This is a genomic window from Acrocarpospora catenulata (assembly GCF_018476525.1).
Taxonomy (GTDB): Bacteria; Actinomycetota; Actinomycetes; order Streptosporangiales; family Streptosporangiaceae; genus Acrocarpospora; species Acrocarpospora catenulata.
In genome coordinates this window covers 1-16,699 of sequence record NZ_JAHCST010000076.1, presented here as the reverse complement: position 1 = coordinate 16,699, position 16,699 = coordinate 1, and the positions used below count along the sequence as shown (strand labels likewise).

Here is a 16,699-nt window from a genome sequence, read left to right as displayed (position 1 = left end):
TAAGAGGCGACCCGAACCGCGGTTCGGCCAGATGGCCCTGGGTTGCCACCCACGTCAAATGTCGATTGTGGCGATTTATCCGGGTTTTTGGGGTTCTGGGTCTTTTGGGTTGGGTGGTGAGGGGAAGGGCGGGACACATGGCACGCATGGTTTCAGAAGCGCTGGTGGAGCGGCTTGCCGACTGGGGAGTGGATACGGTCTTCGGGATCCCCGGTGACGGCATCAACGGGATCATGGAGGGGCTGCGGAGGCACCAGGATCGGGTGCGGTTCTTCCTGGTTCATCATGAGGAGGCGGCGGCCTTCATGGCCACCGCCCATGCCAAGGCGACCGGTCGTCTCGGCGTCTGCCTCGCCACCTCGGGCCCGGGCGGCATCCACCTGCTCAACGGTTTGTACGACGCCAAACTCGACCACGTCCCGGTCCTGGCTATCACGGGCATGCAGGAGACCTCCGTCCTCGGCACGGGCTACCAACAGGAGGTCAACCTCGACCGCCTGTACGGGGACGTCGCCGAGTACACGATGATGGTCACCAACCCGGTCCAGCTACCGTCCCTGGTGGACGTGGCCGTACGCACCGCGTACGCCAGGAGCGGGGTCGCCCACCTGACCATCCCCAACGACGTCCAGGTCGCCGACGCGGGCACCGACCCGTGGCAGCACGTCGCCCCGGCCCGCCCGCCGCGCACCGCGCCGATCTACCTCCGGCCGCCCGGCCGCCCCCGCCAGCCAGACCTGGAGGCCGCCGCGGAGGTCCTCAACAAGGCCAAACGCCCGGCCATGCTGGTCGGCGCGGGCGCGCTGCACGCCAGGGCCGAGGTGCTCGCGGTGGCCGAGGCGCTGGCCTCCCCGATCATCAAGACCCTGCCGGGCAAGGCCGTCGTCCCGGACGACTCCCCGTACACGACGGGCGGGATCGGCCTGCTGGGCACCCGGCCGACGGCGGAGTTGATCGACGACGTGGACGTGCTGTTCATGGTGGGCACCAACTTCCCGTACACCAAGCACCTGCCGGATCCGAACCACACCAGGTTCGTGCAACTGGAGGCCGACCCGACGCGGGCGGGGGTCCGGGTCCCCACCGACGTGCCGGTGATCGGCGACGCCAAGGAGGGGCTGGCCGCGCTGCTACCGCTGCTCACCCCACGCACCGAACACCGCCATCTCACGAAATATCGGGACAAAATGGATGAGTGGCGGGCGGATCTGGCCGCGCTGGCCAACCCGGAGCGCGACCCGATCGCCCCGCAGTACGTGGTCTCGGTCATCGACGACCTGGCCACCGACGACGCCATTCTGACCTGCGACAGCGGCACCATCGCCACCTGGGCGGCCCGGTACTGGACGATCCGCGGCGACCGCGGCTTCTACCTGTCGGGCAACCTCGCCTCGATGGCCCCGGGCCTGCCCTACGCGATCGCCATCCGGCACGCCTTCCTGGGACGCCAGGTCATCGCGTACGTGGGCGACGGCGGTTTCGCCATGCTCATGGCCGAGTTCCTGACCGCCGCCCAGCACCATCTGCCGATCAAGGTCGTGATCAACAACAACAACTCGCTCGGCCAGATCCTCTGGGAACAGATGGTGCTCGGCTACCCGGAACACGGCATCCGCTTCCCCGAGCCGCCGACCGACTACTCCGCCTGGGCCCGTGCCTGCGGCGGCTTCGGCGCCAAGATCAGCAAATCCGGGGACCTGCCCCCGGCACTGGCCGAGGCGCTGGCCTACGACGGTCCCGCCCTCGTCGACGTGGATGTGGACCCGGATGAACCGCCCATGCCCGGCCGCGTCGAGTACCAGCAGGCCAAGAAGTTCGCAGAGGCCTTCCTACGCGGCCAGCCACGCCGGGTGTCCATCGCGACCACCCTGTTCAAGGACCAGATCTCGAAACTGGGAGACTGACCATGCTGTTCGAGCAGCTGGAACGCGCCCTCAGGAACCGGGTGGCGGGAGAGGTCCGGTTCGACACGGGCAGCAGGGCGATGTACGCCACCGACGCCTCAAACTACCGGCAGGTCCCGATCGGAGTGGTGGCCCCGCTCTCGGTGGAGGACGGCGCGGCGGCCGTGGCGGTCTGCCGGGAGCACGACGTGCCGCTGCTGTCCCGCGGCGGCGGCACCAGCCTGGCCGGGCAGTGCTGCAACACCGCCGTGGTCATCGACTGGTCCAAGTACTGCAACGCGGCCGGTCCCGTCCAGGACGGGACGGTGCTGGTGGAACCGGGCATCGTGCTCGACCAGCTCAACGCCCGCACCCGCGCGCACGGCCTGATCTTCGGACCCCGACCTGCCACCCACAGCCACTGCACGCTCGGTGGCATGCTGGGCAACGACTCGTGCGGCTCGACCGCCCAGGCGTACGGGAGGACCGCCGACAACGTGGTCGACCTGGAGGTGGTGACCTACGACGGGCGCCGGTTCTGGACCAGCCAGCCTCCGCCCGAGCTGGCCCGCTCGCTGCGTACCCTGACCGACCGGTACGCGGACGAGATCCGCCGCCGCTTTCCGGACATCCCGCGCCTGGTCTCCGGCTACGGCCTGGACGCGCTGCTGCCTGAGCACGGCTTCCACCTCGCCAAAGCCCTGGTCGGCTCGGAGTCCACGCTGGTCACCATCCTGCGGGCCCAGCTCCAACTGGTCCGGGAGCCGCCCGGCAGTTGCCTGGCGGTCATCCCGTTCGCGAGCGTCTTCGACGCCGCCGACGCCGCCGCGAGCGTCGCCAGGTACCGGCCGCTCGCGCTGGAGGGCATCGACGACAACCTGATCGACTTCGAACGGCGCAAGCACCTCAACCAGGCATTTCTCGACCTGCTCCCGCCAGGCGGGGGCTGGCTGATCGTCAAGTTCGGGGCGGAGTCGGACGAGGCGGCCGACGCCCGCGCCCGCCGGATGAGCAAAGAGCTAGGACTCCGAACCACCTTCTTCGACGACCGGCGAAAGGCCGAGGAGATCTGGAAGATCCGGGAGTCCGGGCTCGGCGCGACCGCCTGGGTGCCGATGGCCCCGGACGCCTGGCCTGGCTGGGAGGACTCCGCCGTGTCGCCGGAACGGCTCGGGGGCTACCTGCGCGACCTGAACGAACTGCAGCAGGAGCACGGCTACAAGGCCTCGCTCTACGGCCACTTCGGCCACGGCTGCGTGCACACCCGCATCCCGTTCGACCTGACCACCCGGGCAGGCCTGGACAACTACCGCTCCTTCGTCGAGCAGGCCGCCGACCTGGTGGTCCGGTACGGCGGCTCGCTGTCGGGCGAGCACGGCGACGGCCTGGCCAGGGGCGAGCTCTGGCCGCGCATGTTCGGCCCGGTCCTGATGACGGCCTTCGCCGAGTTCAAGGCACTCTTCGACCCGCGCGGCCGGATGAACCCGGACCGCCTGGTCTACCCCGACCGGCTCGATGACCACCTCCGGCTGGGTACGGACTACCGCCCGCCCGACCCGCCGACGGTCTTCGCCTACCCCGACGACGAGGACTCCTTCGCCCGGGCGGCGCTGCGCTGTGTCGGAGTCGGGGAGTGCCGCCGGGACGAGGGCGGTGTGATGTGCCCCAGTTACCGGGTCACCCGCGAGGAGAAGCACTCCACCCGGGGCCGGGCCCGGCTGTTGTTCGAGATGCTCCGCGGTGAGGTGGTCCGGGGCGGCTGGCACTCCCCCGAGGTACGAGACGCGCTCGACCTCTGCCTGGCCTGCAAGGGCTGCCGGAGCGACTGTCCGGTGGACGTGGACATGGCGACCTACAAGGCGGAGTTCCTGTTCCACCACTACCGGCATCGGCCGCGCCCGCTCGCGCACTACTCGATGGGCTGGTTGCCGCTGCTGGCGCGCCTGGCGGGGGTGGCGCCCGGTCTGGCCAACCGGCTGGCCGGCTCCCGGCTGGTGAAACGGCTGGGCGGGATCGCCGGGGAACGTCCGGCGCCCGTGTTCGCTCCGGTCCGGTTCAGTGACTCCTACCGTCGTCGCGGCCCTGCTGGTGACGGGCAGTTGGGCGAGGTCGTCCTGTGGCCCGACACCTTCACCGACAACTTCCATCCGGGGGTCGGGGCTGCCGCCGTACGGGTGCTGGAACAGGCCGGGTTCACCGTACGGTTGCCGAGGGCGCCCGTTTGCTGCGGGCTCACCTGGATTTCCACCGGTCAGCTGCACACCGCCAAGCAGGTGATCCAGCGTACGGTGCGGGTGCTTCGGGACGAGATCAGGGCCGGGCTGCCCGTGGTCGGGCTTGAGCCCTCCTGTACGGCCGTGCTCCGCTCCGACGCCGCTGAGCTCTTCCCGCACGACGAGGACGTGGCCCGGCTCCGTGCCCAGACGGTCACCCTCGCCGAACTGCTGGAACGCCACTCGGTGCCGCCGCCGCGCATCGACCGGCCGGTGCTCGTCCAGCCGCACTGCCACCACCACGCCATCCTGGGCACCGACGCCGACGCCCGCCTGCTGCGCGCCACCGGGGCCGACCTGACGATGCTCGACGCGGGCTGCTGCGGCCTGGCGGGCGACTTCGGCTTCACCGCGGAGCACTTCGCGGTCTCCATGGCCTGCGCCGAGTACGCGCTGCTACCGGCGTTGCGCCAGGCCCCCGCGGATGCCCTCATCCTGGCCGACGGCTTCAGCTGCCGCACCCAGATCGAACACGCCGGCATCGGCCGCCAGGCCATCCATCTGGCCGAGGCCCTGGACGCCGCCCTACACGACCGCCTCCCCACCACCTACCCAGAACGGGTGGCCCGGCGCCCCGCCCCACCCCGGTCCGCAAAGACCCCACCGCTCGCCGAACTCCGCGCCCAGGCCCTGGCAGCCGGAGGCGGCGTCCCCACCCCGGAGGCCGTCGCGGCCCCACCGGAAAGGGCGGCGATCGCCCCACCGCGATGACCCGCGTCGGCCGGTTACGGCATTGGGCTTGCGTGGGCGGTCAGGATGCGCCAGCCGTGCTCGTCGTCGTGGATCCAGGTGCGGGTGTAGCGCATGCGGGCCTCGAATTCGCTGCCCTGGAAGGTGCCTGCCAGTGAGCCGAGGAACCAGGTGATGCCGACGCGGCCGTCGACCAGTACGTCGAGTTCTTCCTCCTCGACCTTGGTGAGGATCTGTGCGCGGGTGCGGTGGTTGTGCAGGTCGTCCGCTTTGGAGTAGAGATTGCCGTCTACTCCAAGCGTGAACACCAGCCGGTCGTCGAGCAGCCGATCGAGCTCGTCCACGTCGCTCGCCAGCTGAGCGCGCTGCAACCGCCGCTCCGCGTCCCGAAGCTCCACCACCAGCGCCGACTCGCTCATGCCCCGCCTCCATCCCGTTTCGGGCTTTTCGGCAAGGCTGCCGCGTTTACCTCGCCCTGGGCGCCCTTTCCGCTATGGGCGCACCAGGGCCGAGAGTCAGGCCGACCCGGGGCGCGGGTCGATGACGAGCGTCGTGCTCCGCTCCGCCGCGACCTGCAGGGTACGGAGCTGGAGCAGCGCGGGATGCTCCTCCAGGAGCCGAGCGGTGTTGGCCAGCGAACGCAGCCGTGCCGCCTCCGCCCGGGCCTCCTCCAGCGCCGCCTTCCCGCGCTCCCGCGCGACCACCACGTCCATCGCCGCCCGGCGCAGCTCACCGGGCAGCATGAGGTCGCGCACCGCGAGGGAGGTGACGGTGATCCCCAGCTCGGCCGTCACGTCCTGAAGCGCGGCGGGCTCGATCCTGAGCGCCGCCCGGTCCGCGAGCGCGCTGTCCAGCGTCACCGTGGCGACCAGCGCGCGTACCGCGTCCTGAACCGCCGAGTAGAGCACCGACTGCGGATTCTCGTCCGAGCCCGTGTACGCCACCGGGTCGCTGACCCGCCAGCGCGCCATCACGCTGACCCGCACCGTCACCCCGTCAGCGGTGATCAGCTCCTGCCCGGGTACGATCCGCTGCCGGGTTCTCATGTCCACGGTCACCAGGTCGGTGCGCCCCGTGCGGTAGGAGTGCCGCCCCGGCTCCAGGACCCGGCTGAACCGTCCGTCCACGTACACCAACACCCGCTGCCATTCCATCACCGTGATCTTCGCCATCACGCGTCACCTCCCTGACCGCTTGCCGCATTGAGGAACGATCCCAGGCGGCACCGGCGGCACGGCGGGAGCTGCCCGTTCCCAGGAGCCCGCAGGGCCCTGCCACCGTCATGTGCGACACCCGGGATCGTCCTTTTGGGAATCGAACCCAAGAGTTTGGAGACTCTGCCAGCTGGAGCGGCCGCGATGTGCGGAACGTGGCCGGCGATGCCGGTACGCCGCTGACTTGACCGGTTCCAGTGCCTCAGAGGTTAATCAGGAACCTCGTTCACATGCGATCGTTTTTTGCCCCGGGACACCTCAGTGCTGGGGGCCCCGTTCGATGCTGGCGTTGAAATGGGCCAGGCCCTCGGCGAGCGAGGCGAGTTCCTCCGCGGTCCAGTTCTCCAGGACCCGGGCGTAGTTGGTGAGCCGGCACTGGCGTTCCTCGTCGACCCGGCGCAGGCCCTCCTCGGTGATGCGGAGCTTGCGCGCCATGCCGCCCTCCGGGTCGGGGATGCGCTCGGCCAGGCCGCCCCGGAGCAGGACGGCGGTCTGGCGGTTGACGGTGGACGTGTCGAGGCTGAATGCCTGCGCGAGCTGGCCGATGGACATGGGGCCCTCGTCTTCGAGCCGCCGCAGCAGGATGTAGCTGCTGCGCTCCAGCCGCCGCTCCTCGGCGCCGGTCGCGGCCAGTTCCTTGTACCGGCCGATCAGCATGAACTCGCGCTCGATGTCGGCGATCTCCTTGCGCACGGAAACCTCCAATCGGGGGGCTCATGATATCCCGCTATGCACCGATATGTAGGATGCACATTCTGTGTATGGTGCACAAGCTGAGGATGTGGAGAACTCATGAGCTCATCGCGCGCCACGCCGCGCTACGGAGCCCTCGTCAGTGTGCTGGCGGCGGCGGGCATCACCGTCTCCCTCATGCAGACGCTGATCGTGCCACTGATCGCCACCCTGCCCACCCTGCTGCACACCACCGCCGCCAACGCCTCCTGGGCGATCACCGCCACCCTCCTGGCGGGCGCGGTCGCCACCCCCGTAGCCGGCCGCCTCGGCGACCTGTACGGCAAACGCCGCGTCATCGTCGCCAGCGCACTCCTGATCGCCATCGGCTCCCTGGTCTGCGCGCCCGCCAACTCGCTGGTCCCGATGGTCGTCGGCCGCGCCCTCCAGGGCCTGGGCCTGGGCGTGATCCCGCTGGGCATCGCCATCATGCGTGACCTCCTCCCGCCACAGCGCCTCGGCTCGGCCATCGCCCTGATGAGCTCCTCGCTCGGCGTGGGCGGCGCGCTCGGCCTGCCCGCCGGCGCGCTCATCGCGCAGAAGGTGAGCTGGCACGCGCTGTTCTGGGGTGCGGCCGTCCTCGGCCTGCTGCTGACCGTGCTGATCCTGCTGGTCGTGCCGGAGTCCCCGGTCACCTCGCCGAGCCGGTTCGACTTCGTCGGCGCGGCCGCGCTGACCGCAGGCCTGGTGCTATTCCTGCTGCCCGTCTCCAAGGGAGCCGACTGGGGCTGGACGAGCGGCCTCACCCTGGGCATGTTCGGCGCCTCCGCCGTGATCCTGCTGCTGTGGGGATGGTGGGAGCTGCGCTCCTCCGCCCCCTTGGTCGACCTGCGCACCAGCGTCCGCCGCCAGGTCCTGCTGACCAACCTGGCCTCCGTCGTGCTCGGCTTCGCCATGTACGCGATGTCGCTGATCACCCCGCAACTCCTGCAACTGCCCGTCGCCACCGGGTACGGCCTGGGCCAGACGATGCTCCAGGCCGGGCTGTGGCTGGCGCCGGGCGGGCTGGTCATGATGGCCGTCTCCCCGATGGCCGCGCGCCTGTCCGCCGCCCGGGGCCCCAAGGTCTCCCTGCTGCTCGGCACGCTGGTCATCGCCGCCGGTTACGTCCTGGCCCTGGCGCTGATGGGCACCATCTGGGGGGTCGTGATGTTCTCCGCGTTCATCAGCGGCGGGCTCGGCCTGGCGTACGCGGCCATGCCCACCCTCATCATGAACGCGGTGCCGCAGACCGAGACGGCCGCCGCCAACGGCCTCAACGCCCTGATGCGCTCCATCGGCACCTCCACCGCCAGCGCGGTCGTCGGTGCGGTCCTGGGCACCATGACCATCAAACTCGGCGCGGTCTCACTGCCCTCCGAGGACGGCTTCCGCACCGGCATGCTCATCGGCGGCGGGGCCGCATTGGCCGCCGCGCTCATCATCCTGACCATCCCCGGCCGCCGTGCCGCCGCGTCCCGCCTGGCCGACCCGCCCGCCGACCTGGACCTGGCCCGCGCCTGACCACCGCACGACAGGAGGTGCCGCGACCCTGGCGTGAACCTGATACTCGCGTATATGCGGGCGACTTTCCTGTACGGCGCGGGCGACGTGCGCGTGGAGCACGTGCCCGATCCGGTGTTGCGGCAGCCGACCGATGCCGTGGTGCGGGTTCTGCGGGCGTGTATCTGTGGCAGTGACCTGCATCCGTACCACGGCATGCCGGTTTCCACGCAGGGCGCGCCGATGGGCCACGAGTTCGTCGGAGTCGTCGAGGACGTCGGCGGAGAGGTCGCGACCCTGCGTAAAGGGGACGTGGTGATCGCCCCCTTCGCCTGGTCGGACAACACCTGCGACTTCTGCCGCGAAGGGCTGCAGACCTCCTGCCGTAACGGCGGCTTCTGGGGGCAGAAAGGGGTCGGGGGCGGCCAGGCCGAGGCGGTGCGAGTGCCCCTGGCTGACGGGACCCTGGTGAAGGCGCCGGTAGCGGCCGACTCTGCGCTGCTTCCGGCGCTGCTGACCCTGTCCGATGTGCTGGGGACGGGCTACCACGCGGCGCTGACGGCCAGGGTCGGCGCCGACACCACGGTCACCGTGATCGGCGATGGCGCCGTGGGTCTGATGGCGGTGCTGGTGGCGAAGCGGCTCGGAGCCGGGCGGATCATTCTGATGGGACGCCACAAGGCCCGTACCGACCTGGGCGTGGAGTTCGGGGCGACCGATGTCGTGGCTGAGCGGGGTGAGGAGGGCATCGCCCGGGTGCGGGAGCTCACTCGTGGCGACGGCACACACGCGGTGATCGAGGCGGTCGGGTATCGGGAGGCGTACGAGCAGGCCCTCGGGGTGGTGCGGCCAGGCGGGGTGATCAGCCGAGTCGGGTTGCCGCAGTACGACGAGGGTCCGATCGGGTTCGGCAGCCTGTTCGGACCGAACATCACTCTCACCGGTGGGCCCGCCCCCGCGCGGGCCTACATCGAGAGGCTCATGCCGGATGTGCTGGAAGGGCGGATCGAGCCCGGGAAGGTGTTCGATCGGATGGTGTCTCTGGACGAGGTGCCGGACGGGTATCGGGCCATGGACGCCCGTGAGGCGCTCAAGGTCCTCGTTCGACCCTGACCAGAACAGGCGCCTCCGGTAATGCGTGGGCGTGAATCCGCTATGGAACTGTGTAAGGGATTCGCCCCGCCAAGCCGTCATTCCCCCCGGAGAACAACTGATGGTTCGTGACTTGTACGCCACCGTGGCCCAGGTTCTCCCGGTGGTCCTGCTCGCCTTCGTGTGGGACTCCGGATACCTGGCCCGGCTCCACTCCCAGCAGCGTGTCCTGCGCCGGCAGGGCGTCGCCGGCGATGTCATGTTCTGGACCAAGGGACGGATCCGCGTCTACGCGCTGACCGTCAGCGCAGTCATCATCGCCGACCTCGCCCTGTGCGTACTCGTGCTGGCCAATGTCGTGCCGGACGTCGCCTTTGTCCGCGGCGTGGTCATAGCCGGCCTGAGCCTGGCACTCGTGACCCTGCTGACCCGCGTCACCGCCGACATCCTGACGGCGACGGCGGCGGACTACCAATCCGTTGACGTTGAACCTGAGGAGGTCACGACCCCGGTAAAGAACGCATGACGAAAATGAGCGTCAACCGTTCGCCCTCCGACCCGTCTCTGTTCCCCTGCGGCAAATAGGCCGACGGGAATCAGTGCATGGCGGTGCGGGCGAGGCGGGTGCCGAGGGCGGCGGTGGCTGCTGCTCCGGCCAGGGTGAGTAGGCGGCGGTGGCGGGAGAGCCAGGACTGTGGGCTGGTGGTGTGGGCGCGGGTGTCGAAACGGCCGTGGGCTCCGAAGTCGGTTCCGGGGGCGGCGTCGGCGGGTTTCCACAGGTTGACCGGCTCGTTTGGGTCGGGGTCCTCGGTGGTCTGCTGGGAGCGGTAGCCGGTGCGAGCCAGGTAGCGGTCGACCAGGGCGGGGGCGATTCGGTCGGCCAGGATGCTCGCGACCGTCATGCCTCCGATCCAGAATTCTTTGCGCTCGGGATGGTCGGCCGCGTACAGGAGCGCACGGGCGGCCACCTCCGGTTGGTAGATCGGCGGCACCGGTTGCGGGCGTTTGGGCAGCCGCGTCACAACCCAGTCGAACTGCGGTGTGTTCAACGCCGGCAACTGGACCATCGTGACCTTGACCCGGCTGCCGGTGTGCAGCAGTTCGCAGCGGAGTGACTCGGTGAACCCCTTGATCGCGTGCTTGGCGGCGCAGTACCCGGACTGCAGCGGAATCGCCCGGTGAGCCAGTGCCGATCCCGCCTGCACGATGGTGCCGCTGTCCCGGGGCAGCATCCGGGCCAGCGCGGCCTTGGTGCCGTACACGTACCCGAGGTAGCTCACCTCGGTGATCCGCCGGTACTCCTCGACATCGATCTCGGTGACGGGAGCGAAGACCGTACTGAACGCCACGTTCACCCAGACGTCGATTGGCCCGAACTCCTCCTCGACCCGCTGCGCGGCGGCCTCGACCTGCCCCGCGTCCGCCACGTCGACCGAGAGGGGCAACGCACGCCCGCCCTCCGCGCGAATCTCCTCGGCCGCAGCCGCCAGACCCGCCTCTCCCCGCGCGAGCAGCCCGACCGAATCCCCCCGCCGCCCGAACATCCGCGCCACGGCCCGGCCGACTCCCGCACTGGCTCCGGTGACTACAACCGTCCTCGGTCCGCGTGGGGCAGGCATCACACATCCCCTCTCTCCGGTCCCTCTGGTACGCCTTGCACCTTCCCCTGCCGACCTTCCCAAACGGGGTTTGAACAACTTTTCAGCACATTTGAGACATCTGCGAACGGGGCCAACCCACCGGCTTCCTCCCCGGGCGACGCCTGAAGGCTGTTGTCTAGCGCGTTGAAAGACTCCTGCAGGTGACCGCCCGTATCAATGGTTCATCACCCCGACGGGGGTTCAACATATTCAGACCGACGGACACCACAACATCGCAGATCAAGGGCCGGGCACCGGACATTCAATCAAGGGGGGAAGCCCTTCGGTCGCGCAGCCGAAGACCAGACGGGGGAACTCCTGGTCGGTCAGAAAAGGAAACGGGTCATGAGAAGAGCCTCGCTCAGCGGGGCTCTTCTCATTTGCGCGGGTCATTTGCGCGGGAGAGCCTCGCTCGGGGGTCTTCACGTTTGCGGGAGAGAGCCTCGCTCAGTGGCGCTTCTCTCATTTGTGTGGGACTGGTGGGGCGGTTGTGTCAACCGGTGGTCCTTTTCTGCCGTCTTCTTTGGGACGTTCTATTCCCAGGAGTTGCCATGCGCGGTCGCCACGGCTTATTCGGTGCGGTCTTGGTGTCTTTGGTTGTCCTGCTCTGCGTACCTGCTTCAGCGCGGGCGGTCGGAAAACGGCTTACGACCGTCGTGGAGTATGCGTGCACCCCGGTCGGGGGCGACGCTCAGGTCGTCAAGGTGCAGGTGGAACTCACGATGCCAGCTGAGGCGGTGGTCGACCGACAGTTGGCGATCGGGCATCGGGCCTCCTACGCGGAAGGGACGTCGATACGGGCGGGCTCGGCCGGATTGCCCGCCGGGGCCAAGCTCTACGCGTACGCGTCGATCAGCGGGGTTTCCGGATTCACTTCCGCCACCGGTGTCGGGGACACGGTCGGGCCGGTTGGCGCGAATCAGACGGTTTCGCTCCCATCGGGGCAGACCCAGATGTTGTCCAGGCCGAGCAACGCAGGGACGGCGACGATCCGGCCGGGGGCCATCAACTTCGGGACATCTCCGCAGCAGCCGCTGATCCAGTGTGAGGTGAAGAACCCGGACGCGCTCACGACCTATTCGCTCGTCATCGGCACGGGCAGCCAGACGAGCCCGAGCCCAAAACCGAGCCACACGGTCACCGAGACCGAAACGGCCACCGAGACGGCGACGGAGACGGCGACCGCCACCGAAACCGCCACGGCGACCGCGACGGAGGCGTACACGGTGATGGAGACCCCGTTGGGTGGGGTGGCGACCGGTGGGGGTGGGGAGGCAGGGCCTGATGCGCGGGGGTTGGTGGCGATAGGGCTGGCGCTGACGTTCGGAGCGGGGGCTGGGCTTCTGCTGCGGGTGCGGATGGGAAGGCGTCCGGCTGTGGACAGGTGACTTACGGCGACACAGGCAGGCATGTACCATTTGGTACATGCGATTTGAATCTGCCATCACCATCGACGCCAGCCCGCAGCGTGTGTGGGAGGTGTTCAGCGACGTGGAGCGCTGGCCCGAATGGGCCGAGACGTTCGAGTCAGTGGAGCTCACCGAGCCGGGACCGCTGAAGGTCGGCTCCCGAGCGAAGATCAAGCAGCCGAAGCTACCGGCGTCCGTCTGGGAGGTGACCGAACTGGTGGACGGGGAGTACTTCGTCTGGGTCAGCAGGAGCCCGGGCATGCGAGTAACCGGAGGACACCGGGTGGAGGTCACCCCAGACGGCACGGTGGCCCGCTCGACCATCGACCAGGAAGGGCTGTTCAGCCCACTGCTGAGCCGACTGACCGGCAAGCTCACCAGCCGCTACCTCACGCTGGAGGCCCAAGGCCTGAAGGCCCGCATCGAGCAGGCGTGACGCCCAAGGAGAAGACGGGCCCGCCGCCCAGAGAGAATTCAGGCGTGACGCCCAAGGAGAAGTGGCTGGCCCAGGCGATCGAGTACTTCGCCGCCAACGGAATCGGAGACGCGAGCCTCCGCTCGATCGCGGCCGGCCTCGGCACCAGCCACCGCATGCTCATCCACCACTTCGGCTCCCGAGAGGGCCTGCTGGCCGAGGTCGTCCGCGCGGTCGAGGCACAACAACGCGCCGCCATCGCGGACCTGACCAGAAACGAGCTACCCCCGCAGGAGAGCTGGGTACGTTTCTGGGACAACCTGGTGGAAGCCACCCTGATCTACGGGCGCCTGTTCTTCGAACTCTCCGCCCACGCCATGCACGACCGCCCATATGCCCAGGGCCTCCGCAACGACCTCATCGGCGTCTGGCTCCCCCCACTGACCGAGATCTGCCTACGCAGCGGGGTGGACCCCGCCGAGGCCCCCGCGTACGCCCGGCTGAGCCTGGCCGCCTCCCGAGGCCTCCTCTTCGACCTGCTGCTGACCGGCGACCGCAAAGGCGTGGACGAAGCCCTCATACTGCTGGACCGCCTACACAAAGCCCTGGTCACGGACCATACCGCCACTCAGGAGACCGACCAGCCAGGCGTTTAATGGGTAGTAGGGAAAGGTCACACGGAGGTGAGCCATGAGCACACTGATGAGACGTGATCGGGGGTTCCTCCCTGACGTGTTCGACCTGCTGGACATGCCGTTGATGGGCATGCGCCAGATGAGCCAGCAGCCCCTCCGCTTCGAGGACTACCTCGAGAACGGGGAGTACGTCCTGCGCGCGGAGTTGCCCGGCGTGGACCCGGACCGGGATGTCGAGGTAACGGTCAGCGGCGGCATGCTGACCATCCACGCGGAGCGGCACCAGGAGGAGAAGGACGCCCAGCGCAGCGAGTTCCGCTACGGCAGCGTGACCCGCTCGGTGGCCCTGCCGGAGCTGGCGGACGAGCGCGACATCAAGGCGTTCTACGACAAGGGCATCCTGGAGGTGCACGTCAAGCTGTCGGAGGGCAAGCAGCCCGGCATGCGTGTTCCGATCAGCACAGCCATGAAGGAAAGCCCCGAACAGGGCCAGCCAGGCTGACCCGGCATCTGTCGACCCAGGCACCGTGACGATCACGGGCCTGGGTCATTCATTTCTTCAGCGACCCTCCCCAGGCGGGCGAACCACCGCGACCGGACAGAACGCCCGGTGCAGCACCCCGTGGCTCACCGAGCCGAGTACGGCGGAGCCCAACGCTCCCATCCCCCGCGATCCGACCACCACCAGGTCAGCCGTCCGCGAGTTCTCGGTCAGCGCGATGATGGGATGCCCGGCGAACGAGGTCTCGTCCACGTTGATCCGGGCGTTCTTCTCCCGCCAGGGGGCGAGGTAACGCCGGATCTCCGCCGTGCGCTCGTCGAAGAGCCGGCTGAGGACGGGACCGTACCCTTCCGCGTACGGCGCGAACACCGGCTGCTGCCAGGCGTAGATCACCTTGAGCCGGGCGTTGCGCCGTTCCGCCTCGCCGAAGGCGTAGTCCAGGGCGGCCTCGGACGGGTAGGAGCCGTCGTACCCGACCACGACCTGCCCGTACGACACCGCGGCGAGCTGCCGGACCACCACGACCGGGCCAGGGAAGTGCCCGGCCAGGCCGAGTCCGGCCGAGCCGACCGCGAGGCCGGCGAAGCCGCCGAGGCCGCGCCCGCCGATGACCAGCACGTCGGCGCCCTCCGCCTCGGCTCTGAGTCCCTCGGTGACCCGGCCGGTGACCAGCGAGGTGATCACCGGCACGCCGGGGGCGCGCTCCCTGGCGCGGCGTTCCGCGGCGGCGAGCACCGCGCGGCTGTGCTGGTTGACGGCGTCGGAGAGGGCGCCCGCGTCCTGGAAGGCCAGGTCGCCGATCCACGGCTCACGGACGTGAATGATCTTGAGGGCGGCCCTCCGGCGCACCGCGTCGTCCATCGCGTAGTCCACGGCCAGCGTCGCGGCCTCCGAGCCGTCCACGCCGACGGCGACAAGTCCCGCCATGATGATCCCCTCCCCCGGATGACCCGGCGGCCCCCGCGGCCCCCCGAAAGGCCCCATCCTGAGCAACGCTCACGTACCGGCGCGTCATCCCTGGTCAGCGCCGCTACCCCGAGCCTAGCCGTACAGGAACTGGCGGGTTCTGGGGTCTTTCGGGGAGCCGAAGATCTGGTCCGGGTGGCCGCGTTCCAGCAGCACGCCGTCGGCGAGGAAGCAGACGGTGTCGGCGATGTCCCGGGCGAAGCCCATCTCGTGGGTGGCCAGGATCATGGTCATCCCGCTCTCCTTGAGCTCCCTGATCACCCCCAGCACCTCGTTGACCAGCGTGGGGTCGAGCGCGGAGGTGACCTCGTCGAGCAGCAGCAGCCGGGGCTGGGTGGCGATGGCCCGGATGATCGCCACCCGCTGCTGCTGCCCGCCGGAGAGCCGGTCGGGGTAGGCGCCGGCCTTGTCCGCGAGCCCGAACCGGTCCAGCAGTTCCCTGGCCCGTTCCTCCGCCTCGGTACGGCTGACGCCGTGCACCTTGCGCGGGGCGAGCGTGACGTTCTCCAGCACCGTCATGTGCGGGAAGAGGTTGTACGCCTGGAACACGATCCCGATGCGTTTGCGCACGTCGTCCACGTCCACCCGGACGTCGGTGAGTTCCTGCCCGTCCAGGTGGATGGCGCCGTCGTCCACCGTCTCCAGCAGGTTGACGCAGCGCAGCAGGGTGGACTTGCCGGACCCGGAGGCCCCGATCAGGCAGACCACCTCGTGCGCCCGCACCTCCAGGTCGATGCCGCGGAGCACGGCGTGCCCGCCGTACCGCTTCCAGACGCCCTCGATGGTGAGCAGCGTCATCAGCCGCCTCCCCGCTGCCGGGCCGCGCGGGCGGCGAGGTGGTCGGTGAACCGGGCCAGCGGCACGATCAGCGCGACGAACAGCAGCACCGTCGCGATGTACGGCGTGTAGTTGAAGTTCTTGGCCGCGTGAATCTGGGCCTGCCGGAGCGCCTCCAGCGGCCCGAGCAGGGCGACCAGCGCGGTGTCCTTCTGGAGCGAGGCGAAGTCGTTGAGCAGCGGGGGCACCACCCGGCGCACGGCCTGCGGCACCACCACGTACCGCATGGTCTGGCCGTGGCTGAGGCCGAGCGAGCGGGCGGCGGCGCGCTGGCTGGGGTGCACCGAGTCGATCCCGGAGCGGAAGACCTCGGCCACGTACGCGGTGTAGGCGAGGATCAGCGCGATGGTGCCCAGCACCACGGGCTCGCTGGGGGTGCCCTGGAGCTCGAGCGCCGGCACTCCGAAGCCGACCACGTAGATCAGCAGGACGACCGGGATGCCGCGGAAGATGTCGGTGTACAGCACGGCCAGCGCCCGGAACGGGAAGAACACCGGCGCCCGCAGCCCGCGTACCAGCGCCACTCCGAGCCCGAGCACCAGGATGATCGGCTCGGCGATGAGGAAGATCAGCACGTTCAGTAGGAAGCCGCGCAGCACGTCCGGCAGCGCGGCGACCAGGTGCTCCCAGCTGAAGAACTTGTCGCGCACCCGTGGCCAGCCCGGCGAGGCGGTGAGCCCCACGACCACCACGACCACCACGACGATCGTGGAGATCGTGGCGGCCGACAGCGACCGGCGGCCGCGGGTGCGCAGCAGCGCCTCACGCGCGAGCTGGCGCTCGCTTTTGACCCATTCGCTCACTAGAGACCTCATGCCACTTCGTGGCGCCCACGGATAGGTGAAACTTGGGGTGCGCCGCCCGCTCGACGTCGTTCTTGCTTGGACTTGCGAGGCCGTGCTAGAGACTGACGCTGGAGCCTGCCCGGG

16 protein-coding genes are annotated in these 16,699 nt (G+C 69.4%); 9 read left to right on the top strand and 7 right to left on the bottom strand.

Translation table 11 applies throughout. The features are described from left to right. Positions 1–137: 137 nt before the first annotated feature. The gene (locus tag KIP79_RS41015; protein WP_214110440.1) at positions 138–1,904 is read left to right on the top strand and encodes a thiamine pyrophosphate-binding protein; all 1,767 of its coding nucleotides are present in this window, start codon (positions 138–140) and stop codon (positions 1,902–1,904) included. A gap of 2 nt (positions 1,905–1,906) precedes the next feature. Further along, positions 1,907–4,867, top strand: coding sequence for an FAD-binding and (Fe-S)-binding domain-containing protein (locus KIP79_RS41010; protein WP_214110439.1), 2,961 nt, complete (start codon positions 1,907–1,909; stop codon positions 4,865–4,867). Between the two features lie 14 nt (positions 4,868–4,881). Here the strand turns inward: KIP79_RS41010 and KIP79_RS41005 are convergent, their stop codons facing one another. The 3 genes from KIP79_RS41005 to KIP79_RS40995 form a co-directional block, all read right to left on the bottom strand. Beyond that, a complete protein-coding gene (locus KIP79_RS41005) occupies positions 4,882–5,265 on the bottom strand; it encodes a nuclear transport factor 2 family protein (RefSeq protein ID WP_250214690.1) in 384 nt (127 codons plus the stop codon). 96 nt (positions 5,266–5,361) lie between these two features. After that, positions 5,362–6,018: a slipin family protein gene (locus tag KIP79_RS41000; RefSeq protein WP_214110438.1), complete on the bottom strand. Its 657-nt coding sequence runs from the start codon at positions 6,016–6,018 to the stop codon at positions 5,362–5,364. 300 nt (positions 6,019–6,318) lie between these two features. After that, positions 6,319–6,753: a MarR family winged helix-turn-helix transcriptional regulator gene (locus KIP79_RS40995; RefSeq protein WP_214110437.1), complete on the bottom strand. Its 435-nt coding sequence runs from the start codon at positions 6,751–6,753 to the stop codon at positions 6,319–6,321. A 99-nt stretch (positions 6,754–6,852) separates the two neighbouring features. Between KIP79_RS40995 and KIP79_RS40990 the strand changes: the two genes are divergently transcribed. The 3 genes from KIP79_RS40990 (at position 6,853) to KIP79_RS40980 (ending at position 9,892) form a co-directional block, all read left to right on the top strand. Further along, positions 6,853–8,295, top strand: coding sequence for an MFS transporter (locus KIP79_RS40990; protein WP_214110436.1), 1,443 nt, complete (start codon positions 6,853–6,855; stop codon positions 8,293–8,295). 54 nt (positions 8,296–8,349) lie between these two features. Beyond that, the gene (locus tag KIP79_RS40985; protein ID WP_214110435.1) at positions 8,350–9,387 is read left to right on the top strand and encodes a zinc-dependent alcohol dehydrogenase family protein; all 1,038 of its coding nucleotides are present in this window, start codon (positions 8,350–8,352) and stop codon (positions 9,385–9,387) included. 100 nt (positions 9,388–9,487) lie between these two features. Beyond that, positions 9,488–9,892: a hypothetical protein gene (locus KIP79_RS40980; protein ID WP_214110434.1), complete on the top strand. Its 405-nt coding sequence runs from the start codon at positions 9,488–9,490 to the stop codon at positions 9,890–9,892. Between the two features lie 70 nt (positions 9,893–9,962). Here KIP79_RS40980 and KIP79_RS40975 read toward each other — a convergent pair whose 3' ends face one another. Then, complete coding sequence (locus tag KIP79_RS40975; RefSeq protein ID WP_214110433.1) at positions 9,963–10,985, bottom strand: SDR family oxidoreductase; 1,023 nt, start codon at positions 10,983–10,985, stop codon at positions 9,963–9,965. A gap of 572 nt (positions 10,986–11,557) precedes the next feature. Here KIP79_RS40975 and KIP79_RS40970 point away from each other — a divergent pair. The 4 genes from KIP79_RS40970 to KIP79_RS40955 are packed head-to-tail and all read left to right on the top strand — an operon-like array spanning position 11,558 to position 13,967. Then, a complete protein-coding gene (locus KIP79_RS40970) occupies positions 11,558–12,394 on the top strand; it encodes a hypothetical protein (RefSeq protein ID WP_214110432.1) in 837 nt (278 codons plus the stop codon). Positions 12,395–12,431: 37 nt separating this feature from the next. After that, positions 12,432–12,851 carry an SRPBCC family protein gene (locus tag KIP79_RS40965; RefSeq protein ID WP_214110431.1) on the top strand — a complete coding sequence of 140 codons (420 nt, stop codon included), beginning with the start codon at positions 12,432–12,434 and terminating at the stop codon, positions 12,849–12,851. Positions 12,852–12,895: 44 nt separating this feature from the next. Further along, on the top strand, positions 12,896–13,486 hold the full coding sequence (locus KIP79_RS40960; protein ID WP_214110430.1) for a TetR/AcrR family transcriptional regulator: 591 nt from the start codon (positions 12,896–12,898) through the stop codon (positions 13,484–13,486). 34 nt (positions 13,487–13,520) lie between these two features. Next, on the top strand, positions 13,521–13,967 hold the full coding sequence (locus tag KIP79_RS40955; protein ID WP_214110429.1) for an Hsp20/alpha crystallin family protein: 447 nt from the start codon (positions 13,521–13,523) through the stop codon (positions 13,965–13,967). 57 nt (positions 13,968–14,024) lie between these two features. Here KIP79_RS40955 and KIP79_RS40950 read toward each other — a convergent pair whose 3' ends face one another. From KIP79_RS40950 to KIP79_RS40940, 3 genes are all read right to left on the bottom strand, one after another. Beyond that, entirely contained in the window at positions 14,025–14,894 is an 870-nt protein-coding gene (locus KIP79_RS40950; protein WP_214110428.1) for a universal stress protein, read from the bottom strand. 114 nt (positions 14,895–15,008) lie between these two features. After that, positions 15,009–15,731, bottom strand: a complete 723-nt coding sequence (locus KIP79_RS40945; protein WP_214110427.1) for an amino acid ABC transporter ATP-binding protein — start codon at positions 15,729–15,731, stop codon at positions 15,009–15,011. Continuing rightward, complete coding sequence (locus tag KIP79_RS40940) at positions 15,731–16,573, bottom strand: amino acid ABC transporter permease (RefSeq protein ID WP_308170165.1); 843 nt, start codon at positions 16,571–16,573, stop codon at positions 15,731–15,733. Before KIP79_RS40940 ends, KIP79_RS40945 begins: the two co-directional genes overlap by 1 nt. Positions 16,574–16,699: the final 126 nt, after the last annotated feature.